16 protein-coding genes are annotated in these 18,381 nt (G+C 59.5%); 7 read left to right on the top strand and 9 right to left on the bottom strand.

Annotation, left to right across the window (positions count from 1 at the left end):
• Positions 1 to 41: 41 nt before the first annotated feature.
• Genes HHL24_RS14060 through HHL24_RS14070 form a run of 3 tightly spaced genes read right to left on the bottom strand, consistent with a single transcriptional unit; the run spans position 42 to position 2,649 of the window.
• Positions 42 to 812 (bottom strand): amino acid ABC transporter ATP-binding protein, encoded by a 771-nt coding sequence (locus HHL24_RS14060; protein ID WP_169486058.1) that lies wholly within the window; start codon positions 810 to 812, stop codon positions 42 to 44.
• Positions 809 to 1,747, bottom strand: a complete 939-nt coding sequence (locus HHL24_RS14065; RefSeq protein ID WP_169486059.1) for an amino acid ABC transporter permease — start codon at positions 1,745 to 1,747, stop codon at positions 809 to 811. The genes HHL24_RS14060 and HHL24_RS14065 overlap by 4 nt, the downstream gene beginning before the upstream one ends.
• On the bottom strand, positions 1,744 to 2,649 hold the full coding sequence (locus tag HHL24_RS14070; RefSeq protein WP_206002860.1) for a transporter substrate-binding domain-containing protein: 906 nt from the start codon (positions 2,647 to 2,649) through the stop codon (positions 1,744 to 1,746). Before HHL24_RS14070 ends, HHL24_RS14065 begins: the two co-directional genes overlap by 4 nt.
• A gap of 390 nt (positions 2,650 to 3,039) precedes the next feature.
• Here HHL24_RS14070 and HHL24_RS14075 point away from each other — a divergent pair, with 390 nt between their 5' ends.
• On the top strand, positions 3,040 to 4,149 hold the full coding sequence (locus HHL24_RS14075; protein ID WP_169486060.1) for a LacI family DNA-binding transcriptional regulator: 1,110 nt from the start codon (positions 3,040 to 3,042) through the stop codon (positions 4,147 to 4,149).
• A 61-nt stretch (positions 4,150 to 4,210) separates the two neighbouring features.
• Here HHL24_RS14075 and HHL24_RS14080 read toward each other — a convergent pair whose 3' ends face one another.
• On the bottom strand, positions 4,211 to 5,020 hold the full coding sequence (locus HHL24_RS14080) for a PfkB family carbohydrate kinase (RefSeq protein ID WP_169486061.1): 810 nt from the start codon (positions 5,018 to 5,020) through the stop codon (positions 4,211 to 4,213).
• Between the two features lie 220 nt (positions 5,021 to 5,240).
• On the opposite strand from HHL24_RS14080, the gene HHL24_RS14085 reads away from it, so the two are divergent.
• Both HHL24_RS14085 and HHL24_RS14090 read left to right on the top strand, forming a co-directional pair.
• Positions 5,241 to 6,248: an SIS domain-containing protein gene (locus HHL24_RS14085; RefSeq protein WP_169486062.1), complete on the top strand. Its 1,008-nt coding sequence runs from the start codon at positions 5,241 to 5,243 to the stop codon at positions 6,246 to 6,248.
• A gap of 138 nt (positions 6,249 to 6,386) precedes the next feature.
• Positions 6,387 to 7,106 carry a UTRA domain-containing protein gene (locus tag HHL24_RS14090; protein WP_169486063.1) on the top strand — a complete coding sequence of 240 codons (720 nt, stop codon included), beginning with the start codon at positions 6,387 to 6,389 and terminating at the stop codon, positions 7,104 to 7,106.
• Between the two features lie 353 nt (positions 7,107 to 7,459).
• Here HHL24_RS14090 and HHL24_RS14095 read toward each other — a convergent pair whose 3' ends face one another.
• Entirely contained in the window at positions 7,460 to 8,557 is a 1,098-nt protein-coding gene (locus HHL24_RS14095) for a M14 family metallopeptidase (protein WP_169486064.1), read from the bottom strand.
• An 86-nt stretch (positions 8,558 to 8,643) separates the two neighbouring features.
• A complete protein-coding gene (locus tag HHL24_RS14100; protein ID WP_169486065.1) occupies positions 8,644 to 10,116 on the bottom strand; it encodes a M81 family metallopeptidase in 1,473 nt (490 codons plus the stop codon).
• On the opposite strand from HHL24_RS14100, the gene HHL24_RS14105 reads away from it, so the two are divergent.
• The 4 genes from HHL24_RS14105 (at position 10,103) to HHL24_RS14120 (ending at position 14,522) form a co-directional block, all read left to right on the top strand.
• The gene (locus tag HHL24_RS14105; RefSeq protein ID WP_169486066.1) at positions 10,103 to 10,354 is read left to right on the top strand and encodes a hypothetical protein; all 252 of its coding nucleotides are present in this window, start codon (positions 10,103 to 10,105) and stop codon (positions 10,352 to 10,354) included. The two genes, HHL24_RS14100 and HHL24_RS14105, sit on opposite strands and share 14 nt — an antisense overlap.
• A gap of 76 nt (positions 10,355 to 10,430) precedes the next feature.
• A complete protein-coding gene (locus tag HHL24_RS14110) occupies positions 10,431 to 10,715 on the top strand; it encodes a hypothetical protein (RefSeq protein ID WP_169486067.1) in 285 nt (94 codons plus the stop codon).
• A 62-nt stretch (positions 10,716 to 10,777) separates the two neighbouring features.
• Positions 10,778 to 13,063, top strand: a complete 2,286-nt coding sequence (locus HHL24_RS14115; RefSeq protein WP_329606644.1) for a TonB-dependent receptor — start codon at positions 10,778 to 10,780, stop codon at positions 13,061 to 13,063.
• Between the two features lie 148 nt (positions 13,064 to 13,211).
• Complete coding sequence (locus HHL24_RS14120; RefSeq protein ID WP_169486068.1) at positions 13,212 to 14,522, top strand: D-serine ammonia-lyase; 1,311 nt, start codon at positions 13,212 to 13,214, stop codon at positions 14,520 to 14,522.
• Positions 14,523 to 14,651: 129 nt separating this feature from the next.
• On the opposite strand, the gene HHL24_RS14125 is transcribed toward HHL24_RS14120, so the two are convergent.
• From HHL24_RS14125 to HHL24_RS14135, 3 genes are all read right to left on the bottom strand, one after another.
• Positions 14,652 to 15,584, bottom strand: a complete 933-nt coding sequence (locus HHL24_RS14125) for an alpha/beta hydrolase (protein WP_169486069.1) — start codon at positions 15,582 to 15,584, stop codon at positions 14,652 to 14,654.
• Positions 15,585 to 15,686: 102 nt separating this feature from the next.
• Positions 15,687 to 16,619, bottom strand: a complete 933-nt coding sequence (locus HHL24_RS14130) for an alpha/beta hydrolase (protein ID WP_169486070.1) — start codon at positions 16,617 to 16,619, stop codon at positions 15,687 to 15,689.
• A gap of 131 nt (positions 16,620 to 16,750) precedes the next feature.
• Complete coding sequence (locus HHL24_RS14135; RefSeq protein WP_169486071.1) at positions 16,751 to 18,379, bottom strand: serine hydrolase domain-containing protein; 1,629 nt, start codon at positions 18,377 to 18,379, stop codon at positions 16,751 to 16,753.
• Between the last annotated feature and the right edge of the window lie 2 nt (positions 18,380 to 18,381).

Raw genomic sequence — 18,381 nt, forward strand, 5'->3', positions numbered from 1 at the left:
CTTTGTTGTCTCTGCCTAGAGGTACGTCACGAGGTCCGCGGTTACAACACGCGCGCCAGAAATGTCTTCGTCCGCGCGTGCTGCGGGTTGGTCATCAACTCCGCGGGGGGGCCTTGCTCAACGATTACGCCACCGTCCATGAATACGAGGTGATCCGCGACGTCACGCGCGAATGCCATTTCATGCGTAACGACAACCATCGTCATACCTTCTTCTGCTAGTCGCCGCATGACGGCCAACACCTCGCCGACCAACTCAGGATCCAGAGCCGAGGTGGGCTCGTCGAACAACATGAGCTTCGGCTCCATCGCGAGCGACCGGGCTATCGCGACGCGCTGCTGTTGTCCACCCGAAAGCTGGCGTGGGTAATAGTTCGCGCGGTCCCGCAAACCCACTTTATCGAGTAGTGCAAGCGCACTTTGAACCGCGTCTCGCTTATTGGTTTTCTTCACGATCATCGGCGCTTCAATGATGTTCTCCAGCGCTGTCTTGTGCGGAAAAAGGTGAAACCCCTGGAACACCATACCCATGCTTTGGCGCTGAGCCGCCAGCTCGCCTGGTTTCATCTCATAGAGCTTCTCTTCTTTCCATCTCAATCCGACTGGTTGCCCTTCCAGGTACACCACCCCATCGTTCGGGATCTCCAGGCGATTCAGGCATCGCAAAAGCGTGCTCTTGCCAGAACCGGAGGGCCCGACGATGCACGTGACGTCGCCCGCGTTAACCGTCAAGCTGATACCTTTCAGCACCTTCACGTCACCGTAGCTCTTGCTGATGCGATCAACGTGCAGAAGAGGCTCGTCGTGGCTCATACAGACCTCCTCACGCCTACCGACTGCAGCAAAGTTGTCTTCAGCCACCCGAATTGCGTTTTTGCCGGACCCGCCTTGAAATCACTGGCGAGATGGTGCTCGATATAGTGCTCGATCGCCGTAAGAACCGTCGCAAGCACGAGATACCAGATCGTCGCGACGATAAGCAGCGGGATCGTCTGATACGTTCTCGAATAGATCATCTGCGCCGAATATAAGAGGTCCGGTAGCGCGAGCACACTGACCAACGATGTGAACTTGAGCATGGAAATAGTGTCATTGCCGATGGGCGGAATCAGGATGCGCAGTGCCTGAGGCAAGACGATTCGCCTCAAGCACTGGCTCCGCGTCATACCTAGGGAAGCTGCCGCTTCGGACTGTCCTGCGCTGACCGCCTGGATGCCTGCTCGAATCATCTCGGCTGCATACGCGCTTTCCGTCAAAGCCAGTCCCAAGATCGCGGCGCTCAGCGGGGTGATCAGCTCGTTGGTGTCCCAGGAGAAATACTGGGGGCCGAAAGGAATCCCAACACTCACGGTCGGAAAAAGCAGCGCCATGTTGTACCAGAAAACCAGTTGGACCAGAGGCGGCACGCCGCGGAAGAACCATATCCAGGCCCAGCTAAAAGCCTGGAAAATGGGATTGCGCGATAACCGCATGATCGCAAGCAGCACGCCCAAAGAGAGACCAATCAACATAGCAAGAGCGGTCAAGCTCAACGTGCGGCGCAGCCCATCCAGAATCTCATGGCTGAACAGATAGGCGCCGACAACGTCCCAGTGAAGATTCTTGTTGGTAACCAATACGCGTACAAACAGCCCGATCAACAGTAGCAAGATCGACCCGCCAATCCACCAGGAAGGATGAGAGCGCGGAATGGGCCGTGGGAAGACGTTTGCCTTCTCGTCGGACGTCGTTAAAACCTTCTTGCTCATGGCTGGCCCTTGGTTAGGGGCCCACGGGTGGGATTCGGGTCCGCCTCGGTGACCAGCACCGCCTTGTCAATCATCCCGTTTTTGTTGACGCCCCACTTGGTCATGATTTTTGCGTAGCTACCGTCGTCGATCATTGCCTGCAGCGTCGCAGCAAGCGCGACGCCCAACTTGTCACCTGTACGAATGCCGATGCCGTTATAGACCGGATTGCTTGTCAGTTTCGAAACTGAGAATTCACCGGTCTGCTTTGCAAGGTAGAGCAGTTTGGCGGAGCCCGCCGCGACCAGCTCGACGCGTCCAGACGACGCCGCGAGCTCAGCGGCGTTTTCGGTTGTGAACTGCTTAAGGTCGATCGGCGGGAGCTTCTTTGCTACGCAGGTATTTTCGCTAACGTTCTTAAGGTACTGCAGGTCCCACGCGCCCGTGAGAACGGCGATGCTGTGACCGCACAAATCGGCCTCGGTGACGATCGAATAGGACTTGCTGGACGGGAACGCGTATGCCGTGCCCTCTTTGCGCTGCGGTACAAAATCCAAAACTTTGAGGCGCTCCGGCGTTACGCCGAACGACGCGAAGCCTGCGTCAAATCGCTTGCTGACCAGTCCGGGCAAAATAGCGTCGAAGCTGGTGCCGGTTATTTCAAACTTGATCCCGAGCCGGGCCGACATAGCGGTTGCCATATCGATGCTCCAGCCTTTCAGCACCCCTTCCTGGGCAAATTCGTCCGGCGGCCAGTCGTTGAATGCTGCAACTTTTACGCCGGACTGTTGATACTGTGCCGGAACCAAAGCACGCAGTTGCGCATCGACGGCCTGCGCGTGGGCAAAACCCGAGCCGAGGGAAATCAGGGTGCCGGCGATCAGCGTGGATACATGCCGATACCCAGTAAATTTCGAAATCACTTTTCAGACTCCTTCCGTTTAGTACGAGTAATGGGCGAGCGCTGTAGACTTTCGTTGCGTCGGACCTTTCACGGCTGCTGGCCCGATTCGGGAAAGACGCCTTTTTCAATCATGTTGCGCGTTGTGTGAACGTTCTCATATATGATCATGGACGTGGGGATGCGTCAAGTGAGCAAAACGAATTTAGGGTTTGCCATGAGGTAGTTTTGACTGTTTTCCACAACACGTTCGCGCTGTGCCCGCTGGAAGCGACCAACGGTAGATGGACGTGCAAGACGCAATCTGGGCAGCCAAAGCTTTGAACGCACGAATACAATCACCGTCGCGAGCCGTGCGAATGGCTTAGGTCGGATCAGCGAGATTCACTCCTCGACAACAGGGCAAGACACGATGGCAGAGAAGCGTTCAGACAAAATAACGATCATCGAAGTCGCCCGTCGCGCGGGCGTAAGCACGGCTACCGCAGGCCGTGTGCTGGGTGGATATGGCTATGCGAGCGACGAGAACAAGGAGAAGGTCCGCGCGGTCGCAGAGGAGCTGGGCTACCGGCCAAATTTGCTGGCCCGAGGCTTGATCACCGGGAAGACGCAGACGATCGGCGTGGTGGCCGGCGACATCGAAAGTCCCTTCTATGCCAGCATTCTGCGTGGCATCGCCGACGTTGCCCGCAGCAAAGGATTTGGCGTCATCGTGACGGACAGTGACGAGGTATTCCAGCGCGAACGCGACGCGGTCCAACTACTTATGGAGAAGCAGGTGGACGGCATCATCGTCGCGCCATGCGATCTGGAAAGCTCCAGGCATTTGCAGGATGCCCTCGCAGCCCATTGCCCCGTGGTCCAGATCGACCGTTTCGTCAAAGGGCTGAAGGCCGACTCTGTCACCCTGGACAACCGCGGCGCGGCCAAAGAAGCCGTTCAAATCTTGCTGCGTGCCGGGCATAGACGGATTGGGATCGTCGCTGAGCTGGAGCAGTCGACTTTCGGAGACCTCCGGACGTTTATCGGGATGAATTCGTTTTCTTCGGTCGAACCGGGCACGCTGTATCCGAGCTGGCAGCGCCTGCTGGGGTATCTGGAAGCGCATGCCGAGAGCGGCGTGCCAGTTGATGAGCGCCTGGTGCGTCGCGTAGGCGCGTACTCCAGCGCAGCCGCCAGGGAGGAGACGCTTGACCTTTTGCGAGGCGGAGATGCCCCCACAGCCCTTTTCACGGCGGACGGCTTAATGTCTGCGGGCGTCATGGGGGCGATCAGCACGCTCGGGATCGAGCTACCTCGCGAACTTTCGCTAATCTGCTTTGACGATCTCGACTGGATGAGCTTTCTTCGCCCCAGCATCACGGCTATCGCACAGCCGCTCAATGAAATGGGACGCGCGGCTGCGCGGCTTATCCTTGCCCGCATTGGAGGCGACGACACACCCATCGAACAGTTAGTGCTGGCTCCGCGCATTCGCATGCGCGATTCCGTGACTTCGCTGTTATCTCAGTCCGCCACCTGAGCTCGTATCTGCTCTTCCGTGCACGCTCAACGCAGCGTGCGCCGCCTTGAGCGAAGGTGTATTAACCGATGGACATGGGTGCTCCATGGCCCAACGCGCCCATTCGGGTGCACGTGTTCGCGGCAGCAAGTGCCGCGGCACTCAATATGTCCTGCGGCGCATTTCCGTGAAGCAGCCCAGTCAAAGTCCAGGCTATGAAGGTGTCCCCAGCGCCGAGCGTATCCACCACGATTGTTGGCGCGGCCGGTATCTCGAAGACCGCTGATTTGCTTGCAAGCATCGCCCCCTTTTCGCCCCGGGTGAGAAGGCACCATGAGGCGCCGCCGGCGATGACCTGCTTGACCATTTGCAAACCCTCTTCACGGGATAGGTCCCCTCCCGAAATCGACGCGAGGAAGCAGTGCGGCGCCACGGTGGCGCGATGTGCGGTATCGCGTCGTGTTGAAAAGTCATAGGAGAGGCGCGACTTACGCGCGAATCGCTCCAGATGGGCGTCGAGGCCGCTCGATTGACCCACATGCACGGCATCAAAATCATCGACGAAGGCAAAGTCCGATTCGGACGGCTCGAACCGGGACACGCCCAGATCGGCGCGCAGGAAGATTCGATCCGCTCCCTGATGGCCGATAACACAATAAGCGGTCTGCCCACCCGGCGTCCTCAAGTGCGTGACATCCACGCCCTCTGCTGCTAGCGCCGCTTCGATCGCCCGGCCCGCGTCGTCTCGTCCGATCGCACCCACGTAGCCGGTCTGCGCCCCAGCGCGACAGGCCAGCACCGCGACGTTCAGACAATTTCCGCCAGGGAACATCTGCTCCAAAGCCGGATAGCAATCCACCACGTTGTCCCCCACCGCGACGATACGGCTCATCTTGTCCCCCGAAATATCAGTTAATGAGAATGTTCTCACACGATTTTCTCACAGTCAAATACAAACCGTCGGCTCCTAAATCCGCCCTAACGAGCGACACGGCGGTGTTGACGAGAATATCGGCAACCAATATTATCATGACGTCCTATGACATCCTATTCCGCAAAGCGATATCGTTCGTTTTTCGCGGTATCCGACGCTTACAACCAAGAGGTCTTCAATGAACGACGCAACATCCCTTCTCCATGCCGACGTGGAACGAGCTCTGAATGGCCTGACTGATAAAAAAATCGATCACGTTTTCTTCGTGGCTTGCGGGGGCTCGCTATCAGTCATGTACCCGGGCAAGTTCCTTCTCGACAGTTATTCGCGCAAGCTCGCGTCGGATTGCCTTAACGCTGACGAGTTCGTACAGCGTGATCCGGTGATCCTGGGAAGCACGTCGCTGGTGATCCTATGTTCGATGACAGGTACAACTAAGGAGACCTTGCGTGCCGCGCAGCACGCGAAAGCCAAGGGCGCTGTAACGGTCGGACTATCGGTGGATACGTTGTCGCCACTGGCGCAGGAGGTGGACTTCCCGATCGGATTCGAGGCACCCTACACAACCGGGGTACCGATTGATGCACGCGACAGCAATTACGCCCGGCTCTACCAGCTAGTCATGGGACTGGTAAAAGCACATGACGGGATCGACAAGCTGGCACCCCTGGTCGCCAGTCTTAACAATCTTCAACCGGCGATCGATCGCGCACACGCCACGTTCGAGCCGCTATTTACCCAATACGCAGGCCAATTGCATGGCGAGTCAGTGATCTATACGCTTGCTAGCGGCGCGAGCTATGGCGCGGCCTACTCGTTTTCGATATGCGTGCTGATGGAGATGCTGTGGATAAACTCACAGGCGGTTCACGCGGGTGAATTCTTCCATGGTCCATTCGAAGTGCTCGATCGGGACCGTGCCTTCGTCCTTTTAATGGGACTGGACAGAACCAGGCCGCAGCAAGAACGCGCCAAAGTATTTCTCGAACGGTTCGGCTCACCTGAAAAAATCATGGTGCTTGACGCCGCCAAGCTTGACCTTGACGGCATTGACGACGAGTTCAAGGGCAACCTCGTGCCCTTGATCTTTTTCGACACGCTGTGGAAGTTCGCATACAAGATGGCGAACCTGCGCAATCACGTCATGCTCGAGGGCCGTCGCTATATGAAAAAAATCAGCTACTGATTACTTCCGAAGATTGATTCACGCAACTCCTGCCCGATCGACCGCGCCGAAGGTGGCGGCCGATCGAACTTGCCTAGCCGGGCCCTGCGTGGCAGGATTGCGAGCCAGCAAATTAGCTGCTTCAAGGGCCCGTCCAACATGATCGACAAGTCGACTTCCACGCCGCTATACGAGCAGGTTAAGCGGCTAATCATGGCCGATCTGAAAAGCCGCTCCTACGCCGACGACCGTTATCTGCCATCCGAGAGCAAACTTTGCGAGCTGTATTCGGTAAGCCGGATTACGTTGCGGCGTGCGGTCTCGGAACTTTGCGACGAGGGACTTCTGCAGAAGGTGCATGGCAAGGGAACCATGGCCACGGTTCCGAAGGTGAAGCAGACACTTGTCTCTCTTACAGGGTTCACCGAGGCGATGCAGAGTCTCGGGCACAGCGTGCATTTTCGGATTCTCGATCCGGTTCCAAACCTTGGTCTTGACACCGTCAGGTCCAAGCTTGACGCTGCAGTCGACGCGCAGATCGTAAGCATTCGACGATTACTTCTCGTCGACGATCATCCTCTTACGATCGAACAGCTTTTTTTCCTGGAGGACCGATACGGAGACACTGTCACGCTCGTCAAAAACGGGGGATCGTTCTACGACGCGCTCAAAAATCTTTACAAAGAACATCCCGCGGAGGCGGAGCGCAGCATCAACGTGGGCTTTCCGTCGCAAGACGAAGCGACCTTGCTTGCGTGTCCTGTTTCGCAAACGGTCTACCGCATCGAGAAAACCGTGTTTGGGCGGCACAGGAACGCAATTTCATTTTCGATCCTGACGACGCCGACCGACAGGGTGACGTACATGCTCAACGGTTGAGTCAGGCCTCCGCATTCCGGCGACCATCCACGTCTCTAGAGACCAGCTCGAAACCAGTCACCCACCCACTTAATAACCTGCCCACCCATCTTCACCCATTAGCGGCACAAACTGACCTCACCTGGCGAGCGCGGCTGTGGTGCAAATTACAGGCGCGAGCGAAGAACGGCGCATTCACCATCGCATCCTCGTGCTGAAGTATGTGACCAGATCACGCCCGTTCGATTTGCAATCGCGGCGGACCTGCCAGGAATCCCGATGTCAATGAATCTTTCAAGTTCAGCGTTCAGCATGGAATGGGACATTTGAACCTCAGTAATATTTCCAGTGACGCTTGATCAGTCAGCCAGGATTTAGTCCCAGTCGCCCTTCCCGGCAAGACCAAAAATCGCCTGCAGTGCGATGACGCGCGTCTGCGCGAACACCATGCCTTTCCAAGCGTCGTCATCGCAATAGAAGACGTCTTTGAGGTTCCGGCCGATCTGCTCCGACTGTTCAGCGGATACGTCAGGATGCCGATGCAGCCAATGGTCCGCGCGTAACGCCTGCAAGACCCGCGACGTCTCGTAGGTCCCAAATTCGAGGCCGAGCGTGGTCTTCTCGACTGTCGGGAATCCGTCGTAGACGGTACTCATCAACGGCCCATCGAAAACGGCTGAAACCGAGCGCGGGTCAAAGATCGGTTTGACATCGGCGCCCCACCAGTTGCGCGCTCGCCGCAGTGCGGGTATGTCCTCGCTCATAAATATCTTCTCGCCGTGACCCTGGGCGCCGAGACCGGTATGGATATCCACCCACGCCAAACGATCGAAGTTGGGCAGGTGCGCGCCGAGAATCGCCTTGACCTCCTGTGTGCTCCAGCAGCGCGAACTGCCGCCGTAGTACATGCCGTCAGGCACCTCGTATTGCCCCTTCGTCACGGTCTCGCGCAACTTGCGCTCGCCATGCTGCCGGATGTAGTTGGCAAACGCGTCATTGTCGGCATCCGTTGGCGGCCACGTAGCGGGCAGGAGCAATGCATCCAGTTCCTTGTAATCCGGGTTGGCGCCGACAGCTTTGCTGAAATCAACACAGTTGCGATTCAGGTCGACGTTGTCTTCGTTCACTCTGCGCAGATGCGCAAACCCATAAGGATTGACAGCGTGAATGAGGAGCAGCGCGACCGCCTTGTCCCGCAGTTCGTCCAGAAAATCGGCGTCGTTCAGCAAACCGACCTGGCATCCCGATCCGCAAAAGCCCTCCACGCCGTGCGTTCCCGACGTTATGACGAGCAATGACCTGGCGTTGTCAGGCGAAAACAGGGCTGAGTCGATCGAAAGCGCCGCGCCGTCAGGTCCAATCTTGTGCGGATGAAAGACGCGCCCAACGGTCATGCCCGAGGCTTGAGCCGCCTTGAGAAATTTTTCCCGCGCTTCGACGTAGGTGGCTGAAAAATAATCTTGTACCGCCATTTCTGAACCCCTAACCATTGTCTGAAAGTGCTGCCGGCATATGCCGAATCCCGACGGCGTATGCGGAACGCGCCGCCCCTAACCCGTCAGTCGTGCAACTGCGTATCCGCAAATGGATCGTCTACAGCAGGCCACAATGATCTGGCCGCCTTTGCATAAGGCCGGGTGCCAAAGTCTCTTTTGAGCGCGCCCGGCGCGTCGACATGAATGATGTCTTTGGCGAGCGGGGCAAAGGCCGCGTGGAAGTGATTGAGGGACTTCACGACAATGATTTTGAACTGACTCGGATCGAGTCCCAATGCGACCATGAATTCAGGGTGGAAGACCTGCGTTCGATGCGTGTTAAGAATCAGATTGACGTTACCGGTGCTAACCCAAACTGCGTCGCCGATACTGATGGGGACGAAGCCGAATCTTTGCGTGATGCCGGACGCTATCCGGCGCACGGTAACGTCCAGATCCAGCGGCTGGCCCGAGGTGGCACCGACTTTTCCCCCAACACGAAGTTTCAGTCTCGCCCCTTCGCCGGCCTCCTGACAGAAACGGACGGCAACCGGATCCCAGTACAGCGCGCTAATGACATTGTCGATGCCCCGCTCGAGGATTCTCTGCAGAATGAAAGTCGAATCGCCTGGCGCACCGCCGCCGGCGTTATCGGACACATCGGCTAGAACAATCGGGCCCTCGGCAGCGGCGCATGCGCGATCCAACGCTTCGTCTATCGATTTGAAAACCGGCGTCAGGGCTGCGCGTTTGCTCCAGATCTCCTCGCCCAGTGCCGCGGCCACGGTAGCGGCCTTCCGTTGGTCACCGTCGGCGATCACGAGCATCTTGGCGCCGACGTCCGCGACATCGCCCCATGGGAAGCCATGCACGAAAGACACGGAGAGGATGCCATCGGCGCCCTCCATCGCTTTCATTCTTTCGACGAACTCGCGCAGAGGCTGATCCTGCGTTCTGAAGGTGCCTAGCATCCGGCAATCGAACATCGCCATTTTGGGCCTGACTTTACCGGCTACCGTGTCGGCAACGAGTTCGAAGAGTTGGGCCGCACAAATTTCGATATCGACATGCGGGTACTCCTTGTACGTCACGATTGCCGTTGCCTTGTCGAGCATAAGCGGGGTGAGATGGGCGTGCAGATCCAGTTCCACTCCAATCGGCAGGTCCGGCCCGACAACCCGCCGGATATGGCTGAGCAGATCGCCTTCGACGTCGTCATAGCCGTCAGCCACCATGGCTCCGTGCAGCGCGAGGATAACGAAGTCGACTGTATCTGCCGCCTTCAGATCAGCAATGATCCTTTCCCGAAACTCCTCGTACACGGCGCGGCTGGTAATGCCCCCCGGCTCCGCCACCGCGCAGAGACTTTCGACCGCCGTCCAGCCTCGCGCATCGGCCATTTGCTTCCAGGTCGCGAGCTGAGCGGAGCAGCAGTTCAGTTGACGCTGCGTGGCGTCCCCGTATGCGATCAATAGCTGCTCGAAGCTTTGCCGCCCTGTAGGGATAGGCGAAAAGGTATTGGTTTCGGTGTCGAGGCCGGCCATGAAGAATTTCATTTTTTCTCTTTCGATGTCGAATTGTCATCAGGCCGGGCGGCGGCCTGCCGTATCGCAATCACATGCAGCGCGTCGTGGGGCTGCGTGTGATTGCGAGCCAAACCGGCGGGCACCTCCATGGATTCCCACCCAGTCTTCTTCCAGCAAACAGCCGCTCTCCGGGATTCAGGTGTCGAGCCGCCCGATGTCGCTGCCAATGTTTGCCATTGTACCGAATGACAAAAATATTTCCATTTAGGAAAATTTCAACACTTCCTGGTCCCTTGCGAGCGTGTGGCCTGCTGCAAAGCCATCGCCGTCGAACGCGCGGTTGAATGACAGAAGCGGCAAAAAATGCTGCGGTCGGCCATCCCACAACGCTGGGCGCAGCCGCCACGGGCCTCACGGCCTCGGCCTTTGCAGAATCGGGCCGCCCAACTTCCCAACTTGCTCAAAGTGGCCGGAATATCTCATTTGCGAAAATATTTTCTTTTCTGGATAATTTTTGCTACCTTGTGTCTGTGGCCTCGGTACAAGGAGCGGCAGAGATCCCGCCGGGCCACTCCAACCAGTTGAACCCTAATCATGGAATTCAAGGAGGAGACCCATCGTGGGTATAAGAATCAATCAGAACAGGCCCCCGCGGGGCAAGCGTAACAACGGTCGCGCGAGCGGGCGGCCGGTGGGCGGCCGCTATGCATCGCTGTTTTTCGGGCCCGCTGTCGGCCTGACGGTACTGTGTGCGCATGCCCAAACGGCTCCCTCCAATACAGCGCCGGGTTCCGCACCCGTCGCCGCAAGCGCCACGAACGCAGCGGCGCCGGCCACGCCTAAAGCGCCCGCCAAGACCACTGCGACCGGCGATGTCACCACCCTGAACACGGTCGAAATTACGGCGAACCGGCGCCGGGAACCGGCGCGTGAAGTGCCGATGCAGGTGAATGCTCTGGGTGCGCAAGAACTTCAACGCAAGGGCGACGCGTCGATGAGCGATTACCTGACGAAGGAGCCGGGCGTAGCCCTCACCTCGTCGGGAGCGGGTAACGCTCAGATCAGCATGCGCGGGATCACGACCGGCGCTGACATCTCGCCGACGGTCGGTGTCTACGTCGACGAGGTGCCGTTTGGCTCCAGTACGATCTATGGGCTAGGTGCACAACTTGCACTGGACATGGGCCTGCTCGACCTCAACCACATCGAGTTGCTGCGAGGTCCGCAAGGCACCCTGTACGGCGCAGGTGCAATGGGCGGCCTGCTGAAATATGTGACAAACGAGCCGGACAGCGAAGGCGGCATCACCGGTCATGCGGGCGTCATGCTTTCGGGCACCGAACATGGTGGCCTCAACCACACCGAAAGCGCGGTGGTGAATGTGCCGATCAAGCAGGATGTCGCTGCCCTGCGAGTCAGCGCGTTCAACGAGCAGGATGGCGGGTATGTGAACCGTATCGGTAGCGATCCGGAGAAAGGGGTGAATGGCTCCAGTACGCGCGGCGGCCGGGCATCCCTGACAGTGACGCCAACCAATGCCCTGACGGTGCGCCTGACCGCGACCACGCAGCAGATCAAGCGCGATGGCAACGCGGCCGTCGACTACAATTTCTACACGCGGCAACCCCTCTACGGCGACCTCACCCAGAGCCGGCTGGTCGATGAACCGTTCGACCAGATAATCGAACTGTATTCCGCGAACATTGAGTACGATTTTGGGTGGGCACGCCTGAACGCTATCTCGGCCTATCAGACCATACGCAGCAGCAACATCAGCGACGATTCGCCCGTTTATCCGGGCCTCCTGAACGCCCTGTATGGTGCACCGCTGTTCCGTACGGCTGCCGCGAGTCTGTCGGCCTCAACGGACAAGTTTACTCAGGAATTACGCCTCACCTCGCCGGCCAATCGCAAGCTCGAGTGGATTGCGGGGCTTTTTTACACACACGAAAGCAGCAACCAGGATCAGGCTCTCACCGCCACGGGGCCGGGGACATCGCTCACGCTGCTCACGAATAATTTTCCGTCGACCTACAAGGAATATGCAGCCTACGGCGATCTGACCTATCACTTCACCACCCGATTGTCAGCAACCGCCGGGTTGCGGATTGCCCACAACGATCAGACATTCAGTGCCATCTCATCGGGCCCGCTTGCCGGAAACGGGAATAACCCCGGCCAGTCCGCTGATACGAGCAAGACCTATCTCTTCACGCTCGGCTATTTGCTGACACAGAACAGCAGCCTGTACGGACGCGTCGCAACCGGCTACCGTCCCGGCGGTCCGCAGCCGAGCTTACACGATCCCGTCACCGGGCAAATGACGCCGGGAACGTTCAACCCTGACACGCTGACCAGTTACGAAGTGGGCTACAAGGCCGATTTCCTGGATAAGCGCGCGTCGATATCCGTTTCAGCATTCGATATCGAATGGAAGAACATTCAGCTCAACACCATCGTCAATACCCTCGGTGTGGTCACCAATGGCGGCAAGGCCCGTTCGAGGGGACTGGAGTTCTTCGGCACCCTGAATCCGACTCCGCAGTGGCGCCTGGGAGCGGGCCTCACCTATCTGGACTCCCGGCTCACCCAGGATGTGTCCGGCATCGGGGCCGCGTCGGGCGATCGCCTGCCGAACACGCCCGATTTTTCTGCCACGCTCAATGTCGATTATCTCTTCAATGTCGCCTCGTATCGCGCCTACGCGGGTGCGACCGAGACGTTTATCGGGCAACGCAACTCGAACTTCCCCGGGAGCAAGAGCTTGCCGAACTTCAGTATGCCGAGCTATTTCACAACGGACCTGCGTGCCGGTATCGATCTGCGCAAGGCGAACGTCTCCTTCTTTGTTCATAACCTTTTCAACCGACGCGGCATGTTGACTGCCGGGACCTCCTTCGTTCCGAGCGGAGGCCCTGCCTCTGTGGCGTTTATCCAGCCTCTGACCGTCGGCATGCAGGTTGACGTCCCGTTCTAAAGCGGACCATGGGCGCGGGGATTGCCGGCGTCTCCGTTACGGCGCGGCCTGCATCGCTGGGCCGCGCCGTCATACCAGGGTGGGGGTGGAACGCTCCGCTCCCACCCGCACGCGTTGCTCATTCGAGCCGGCGTCACCGAGATAGTCAATGCTTGAATCCAACGATTTGTTATCCGAACTAAGATCACTGCAACCGTTGCTGTGGCTCAACCCCCATGTCGGTCGCCCCTTGCCGGCGGCCGCTCCGTCGACAGACCTGATCACAGAAGCCGAGAAGCGGCTGGCGCGCTGCGAGCCGTTGATGGCGCAACTGTTTCCCGAACTCCGCGTGAGCGCGGGGAGGGTGGAGTCCCCGCTGGTACGCGCCGACCGCCTGCAAGCCGCCTTGACGGGTCCGGGCAACCCTCAGGGCGCGTGGTTCATCAAGCGCGACGATGCGCTGCCGGTTGCAGGTTCCATCAAGGCTCGCGGCGGTTTCCACGAGGTGCTGGCGCTGGCCGAATCGATTGCCATCGAACATGGCCTCATAGACGCCACCGATGATCGCCGCCTCCTCGCCTCGCCGGCGGCGCGGGCGCTGTTTGCGCAACACACGGTCACGGTAGGCAGCACCGGCAATCTCGGTCTGAGTATCGGTGTCATGGCGGCAGCGCTGGGGTTCGAGGCGGTCGTGCACATGTCCACCGACGCGAAACTCTGGAAGAAAGAGCGCCTGAGGCAGCGTGGCGTTCGTGTCGTCGAGCACGAGGGCGACTATGCCCAAGCCGTTGCGGGCGGACGCGCGCAGGCGCTGGAAATGCCGCGCTGTCATTTCGTCGACGATGAAGGTTCGTTGATGCTGTTTCTCGGCTACGCAGCGGCGGCCCGCCATCTGGCCGCGCAGCTTGCCGAGGCGGGCCGCATCGTCGACGCAGAGCATCCGCTCTTCGTGTATATCCCGTGTGGCGTCGGCGGCGCGCCGGGCGGCATCACTTACGGCCTGAAGGCCTTGTTCGGCCCGCATGTGCATGGTTTCTTCGCGGAGCCCGTCGCTTCACCGTGCATGCTGGTCCAACTGGCGGCCGGTTGCGATGAAGCGGTGTCCGTCTATGACATCGGCCTCGACAATCGCACGGACGCCGACGGGCTCGCGGTCGGGCAGGCGTCGTATCTTGTCAGCCCTCTCATGGCCGCGCAGCTCGCCGGCGTATTCACAGTCAGCGACGATGAGCTCTACACGCAGTTGCACGTGGTCAAGCGGACCATGGAGATCGAGCTTGAACCATCGGCCGTGGCGGGCGTCGGCGGTCCGGCGTGGCTGAGCGAGTCGGCCGCCGGTCGTGAGTACCTGCGTGCCCGCAATCTCGACTTGAGCGCCGCGACGCACGTGGTCTGGGCGACGGGCGGTTCGTTGGTGCCACCCGAGGAGCATCGGCGCTTCCAGGCTCGCGCGAAAGCGCCGGGCGCCACTCTCGGGTAAGAGGTCGGGCCACTTTCGCGCCGGTCTCCTTCTTCAGGCGATGCCCAGTGACGCGTTCGGTAGGACACGGGCTCGTTCAATCGCGAGCGTCCGCGCTCCGACGCCCCACTGGGCGAGAGCCTGTTCCGCTCAATTAAAAGCGAAGTCGATCGCACGACCTAGCGCCGGCCAGGGTGCAAGTCCGTGCCCCTGTTTGGGGAAGACCGCGTAGTCCTCAACCTGATAACCGTTCGATCCGCTCAAGGCTTGCAATCTCGCGGCGAGCTCACGCGCGTTCTCGACCATTCGCCCGCTTCGAATTCGCGCGTCGAATTCGGCCTGCTCCATCTTGAGCCCGGCCGGGACAGGTTTTGCCGTCTCCTCTTCGCTCCCCATGGTCACGAGCACCCGTGGACTGGCAGCGCCAGCGCCCACAGCGGCCGAAAATTTTTCCTCGTTCGCCAGCACCGCTTTCTCGCTCCACCAGATCGACGGACTTGCCGCGATAAAGGTCCGAAAGGCGTTCGGTTCGACGAATAACGCGTGGAGAACAGCCAGACCGCCGAGCGAATGCCCAAAGATTGCCTGGTTCGCTGGGTCGATGGACACCATCTCCGCGACGCGCGGCTTGACCTCCGTTTCGATCGTCGCAAGGAAGTCATCGAGACCGCCAACCTGTTCCGTTGTCAGATTGAAGCCCGGTATGTTTTCCTTGGCAAGGACGTCGGCACTGACCGGCAAGCTGAGGTCGTACATCCGCTTCAGCCCGAAAGCGTAGGCCATCGACGTCAGTTCGTTCAATCCCGGCAACGGCCCAAGCGGCTCAATGGCTTTCTGGATAAAGGCAGGGTCGCTGGGATACCCGATACCCACGACAACCACATCACGCACGTTGGCGCGAACGGCTTCCATGGCGCTCGCGAAATAGGCATGCGCATCGAGCACGTAGAGCACCCGGTAGCCGCGTTCCGGCGCGGGCAGCCACGGCAACGCCACGCTGATCGAGTATTGCTGGCCATTGATCCCGGAAACAAAATCGATTTTCCGGGTGTTGGGGATCGAAACAGGCTGAGCTTGCGTCATACGCTTCATCTACCTCAATGATTGGTTATGGTCTGCACAACACCGGCTCCATCGTGCTGCGACGATGAAGGCTTCAGCGTTGGCGGTGTTCCTGGAGACGCTTCAATTAAAAGCGAAGTCGATCGCGCGACCGAGCGCCGGCCACGGTGCAAGCCCGTGCCCCTGTTTGGCGAAGATCGCGAAGTCCTCAACCTGATAGCCATTCGATCCGCGCAAGGCTTGCAATCTCGCGGTGAGATCACGCGCGTTCCCGATCGCTCGCGCGCTTCGAACCCGCGCATCGAGTTCGGCCTGATCCATACCGAATCCGGCCGGGACAGGTTTCGCCGTTTCCTCTTCGCTCCCGATGGTCACGAGCACCCGTGGACTGACAGCGCCGGCGACCACAGCGGCTGAAAATTTTTCCTCATTCGCCAGCACCACTTTCTCGCCCCACCAGATCGCCGGACTGGCCGCGATGAAGGTTCGAAACGCGTTCGGTTCGACGAATAACGCGTGCAGAACAGCCAGACCGGCGAGCGAGTGCCCAAAGATGGCCTGGTTCGATGAGTCGATGGAAACCAGCTCCGCAACGCGCGGCTTGACCTCCGTTTCGATCGTCGCAAGGAAGTCATCGAGACCGCCAACCTGTTCCGTTGTCCGATTGAAGACCGGTATGTTCTGCGCAGCAAGGACCTCGGCACTAATCGGCAAGCTGAGGTCATACGACCGCCTCATCCCGAACGCGTAGGCGATCGACTCCAGTTCGCTCAATCCCGGCTTGGGCCCAAACGGCTCGATGGCTTTCTTTATAAAAGCAGGATCGGTGGGATACCCGATACCCACCACAACCACATCATGCACGTTGGCGCGAACGGCTTCCGTCGCACTCGCGAAATAGGAATACCCATCGAGCACGTAGAGCACCCGATAGCCGCGTTCGGGCGCAGGCAGCCACGGCAACGCCACGCTGATCGAGTATTGTTGGTCATTGACCCCGGAAACAAAATCGATTGTCCGGGTGTTGGGAATCGAAACAGGCTGAGCTTGCGTCATACGCTTCATCTACCTCAATGATGGGGTTAGGGTCTGCACAACGCAGACTCCACCGTGCTGCAAAACGGAAGTGACGGGCTCCGGTCCCGTCAATGGCATTCAGGATTTTGTGTGTACTCCCGGGCCAGCGCTCAGCGTATCTGTTTCCGCTCGAACGACAGATACCTGGTGCGCGGCAGGTTAATCTGGAATCCTGTCATTCGCCCGCCCTGCTTCGAAAAACTCAACGCGGCGGTCCAACCCGTCACGGCGGGCGCGAGGCATGTAACCTTCTCGCCCAGACAAACCAGCTCGCACTCGGCTTGCCCATACGCATCGCCGCAACGAAGCACGATGCGTTCACCCTCCCGGGCGATAACGGCTGTGCAGTCGGCGTCGGCGCTGTAATACTGGCCCGTGGCCGCCTCGACGAAAGCTTCAACATCGGCGGTCTCCCTGGAGACCTTTCGATAGACCGCGGATTGTCCGGCGAACCTGATCGTCAACTCGTGGCTCCTGGCCGCATCGTCCAGCCCGAGTTCGATCGTACCCATGCTCGCGGCTGACAGGATGACCCGTCCATCGGGTGCTTTTTTCAACGGCGCCCCTTGCGATGCCCCGCACAGCGACAGCTTCAGCACGTCCTCCTCACCAATCAGGCTATAGACCATGCCGGTATCCGCAGACCACCAGTCGCCGAGCAGATCCTTGTAGTCAGCCGCCGCGATCGTCGGCGTGCGCTCACCCAGATGGTCGGCAAGAATGAGCTCGAGCGCCTGCTCGGCCAGCTTCACCGGGCTGCACGCGGGCGCGCCGTTGGCCATGATCACGATGTCGAGCCCATGGTCGGGCGCCGTGAGCATCTGGCTCGTCCCGCCGATCACGCCTCCGGAGTGATGCACGAGACGCACTCCCCGATAGGACTCGACCGCCAGACCCAACGCATAGCCTCCGATGGTTCCGTCCGGAAAAGGCACAAGCCCGGTCAGCGCAGCCCAGGTTGCGGGCGAGCCGAACCGGTCTTGCGTTCGAAGATGGTCGGTCCAGCGCAGCATGTCGTCGATCGTCGAGACGATGCCGCCCGCGCCGCGATTCTCCTCAGAAGGAAACAGGCCGCGCCGCCAGCCGCCGCCCGGCACCGGCGTATGCATGGTCGCAATGCCCGGCGTGATGCTGTAATCGCTTGGGATCGAATCGGTATCGCGCATCTCCAACGGATCGAACAGGCGCTGCTTGAGCTGCGCCTCGAACGACGCGCCGCCCACCCTTTCGATCGCGATCGACACCAGGTGATAGCCGCCGTTGTTGTACAGCATCGAGTCGCCAGGCGCGAAGTTGCGACCCGTCTGGCGAACCTGCGTGGCCAGGCCGGTCCCCGCCGGCGGCACTGCCAATCCACGAGACAGGATGCCGATGTCTATAAAGCAACGCGAGCCGCCGCGATGCAGAAGGAGTTGCCTGACCGTGGGGTCGCCGCCCGGGCCGGTGAGTTCGGGAATGTAGCTTCGGATCGGCGCGTCGAGATCGAGTTTGCCATCCTCGACCAGCAGCAGAGCCAGGAGAGCGGTGAAGTGCTTGCTGATTGAGGCGATCCGCATGCGCGTGCCCGGCGTATTGGCCACGCCGTGCTCCAGGCTGGCGAGCCCGAAGCCGCGCCGGTATAGCAGCTTGCCGTGCTGCGCAATGCCCACCACGAGGCCCGGCACATCGCTGCGATTGAAAGGGGCAAATATACCGTCAAGGGCACTGCTGACATCCACATTCAACTCCGGAACCACCATGA

This window comes from Paraburkholderia polaris, assembly GCF_012927345.1.
In the GTDB taxonomy this organism is placed as follows: Bacteria; Pseudomonadota; Gammaproteobacteria; order Burkholderiales; family Burkholderiaceae; genus Paraburkholderia; species Paraburkholderia polaris.

Excerpts from the sequence above, each read along its gene's own strand:
- HHL24_RS14060 (WP_169486058.1), bottom strand. The coding sequence starts at position 812 with ATGAGCCACGACGAGCCTCTTCTGCACGTTGATCGCATCAGCAAGAGC.
- HHL24_RS14065 (WP_169486059.1), bottom strand. The coding sequence starts at position 1,747 with ATGAGCAAGAAGGTTTTAACGACGTCCGACGAGAAGGCAAACGTCTTC.
- HHL24_RS14075 (WP_169486060.1), top strand. The coding sequence starts at position 3,040 with ATGGCAGAGAAGCGTTCAGACAAAATAACGATCATCGAAGTCGCCCGT.
- HHL24_RS14080 (WP_169486061.1), bottom strand. The coding sequence starts at position 5,020 with ATGAGCCGTATCGTCGCGGTGGGGGACAACGTGGTGGATTGCTATCCG.
- HHL24_RS14085 (WP_169486062.1), top strand. The coding sequence starts at position 5,241 with ATGAACGACGCAACATCCCTTCTCCATGCCGACGTGGAACGAGCTCTG.
- HHL24_RS14090 (WP_169486063.1), top strand. The coding sequence starts at position 6,387 with ATGATCGACAAGTCGACTTCCACGCCGCTATACGAGCAGGTTAAGCGG.
- HHL24_RS14095 (WP_169486064.1), bottom strand. The coding sequence starts at position 8,557 with ATGGCGGTACAAGATTATTTTTCAGCCACCTACGTCGAAGCGCGGGAA.
- HHL24_RS14105 (WP_169486066.1), top strand. The coding sequence starts at position 10,103 with ATGAAGAATTTCATTTTTTCTCTTTCGATGTCGAATTGTCATCAGGCC.
- HHL24_RS14100 (WP_169486065.1), bottom strand. The coding sequence starts at position 10,116 with ATGAAATTCTTCATGGCCGGCCTCGACACCGAAACCAATACCTTTTCG.
- HHL24_RS14110 (WP_169486067.1), top strand. The coding sequence starts at position 10,431 with ATGACAGAAGCGGCAAAAAATGCTGCGGTCGGCCATCCCACAACGCTG.
- HHL24_RS14120 (WP_169486068.1), top strand. The coding sequence starts at position 13,212 with ATGCTTGAATCCAACGATTTGTTATCCGAACTAAGATCACTGCAACCG.
- HHL24_RS14125 (WP_169486069.1), bottom strand. The coding sequence starts at position 15,584 with ATGACGCAAGCTCAGCCTGTTTCGATCCCCAACACCCGGAAAATCGAT.
- HHL24_RS14130 (WP_169486070.1), bottom strand. The coding sequence starts at position 16,619 with ATGACGCAAGCTCAGCCTGTTTCGATTCCCAACACCCGGACAATCGAT.
- HHL24_RS14135 (WP_169486071.1), bottom strand. The coding sequence starts at position 18,379 with ATGGTGGTTCCGGAGTTGAATGTGGATGTCAGCAGTGCCCTTGACGGT.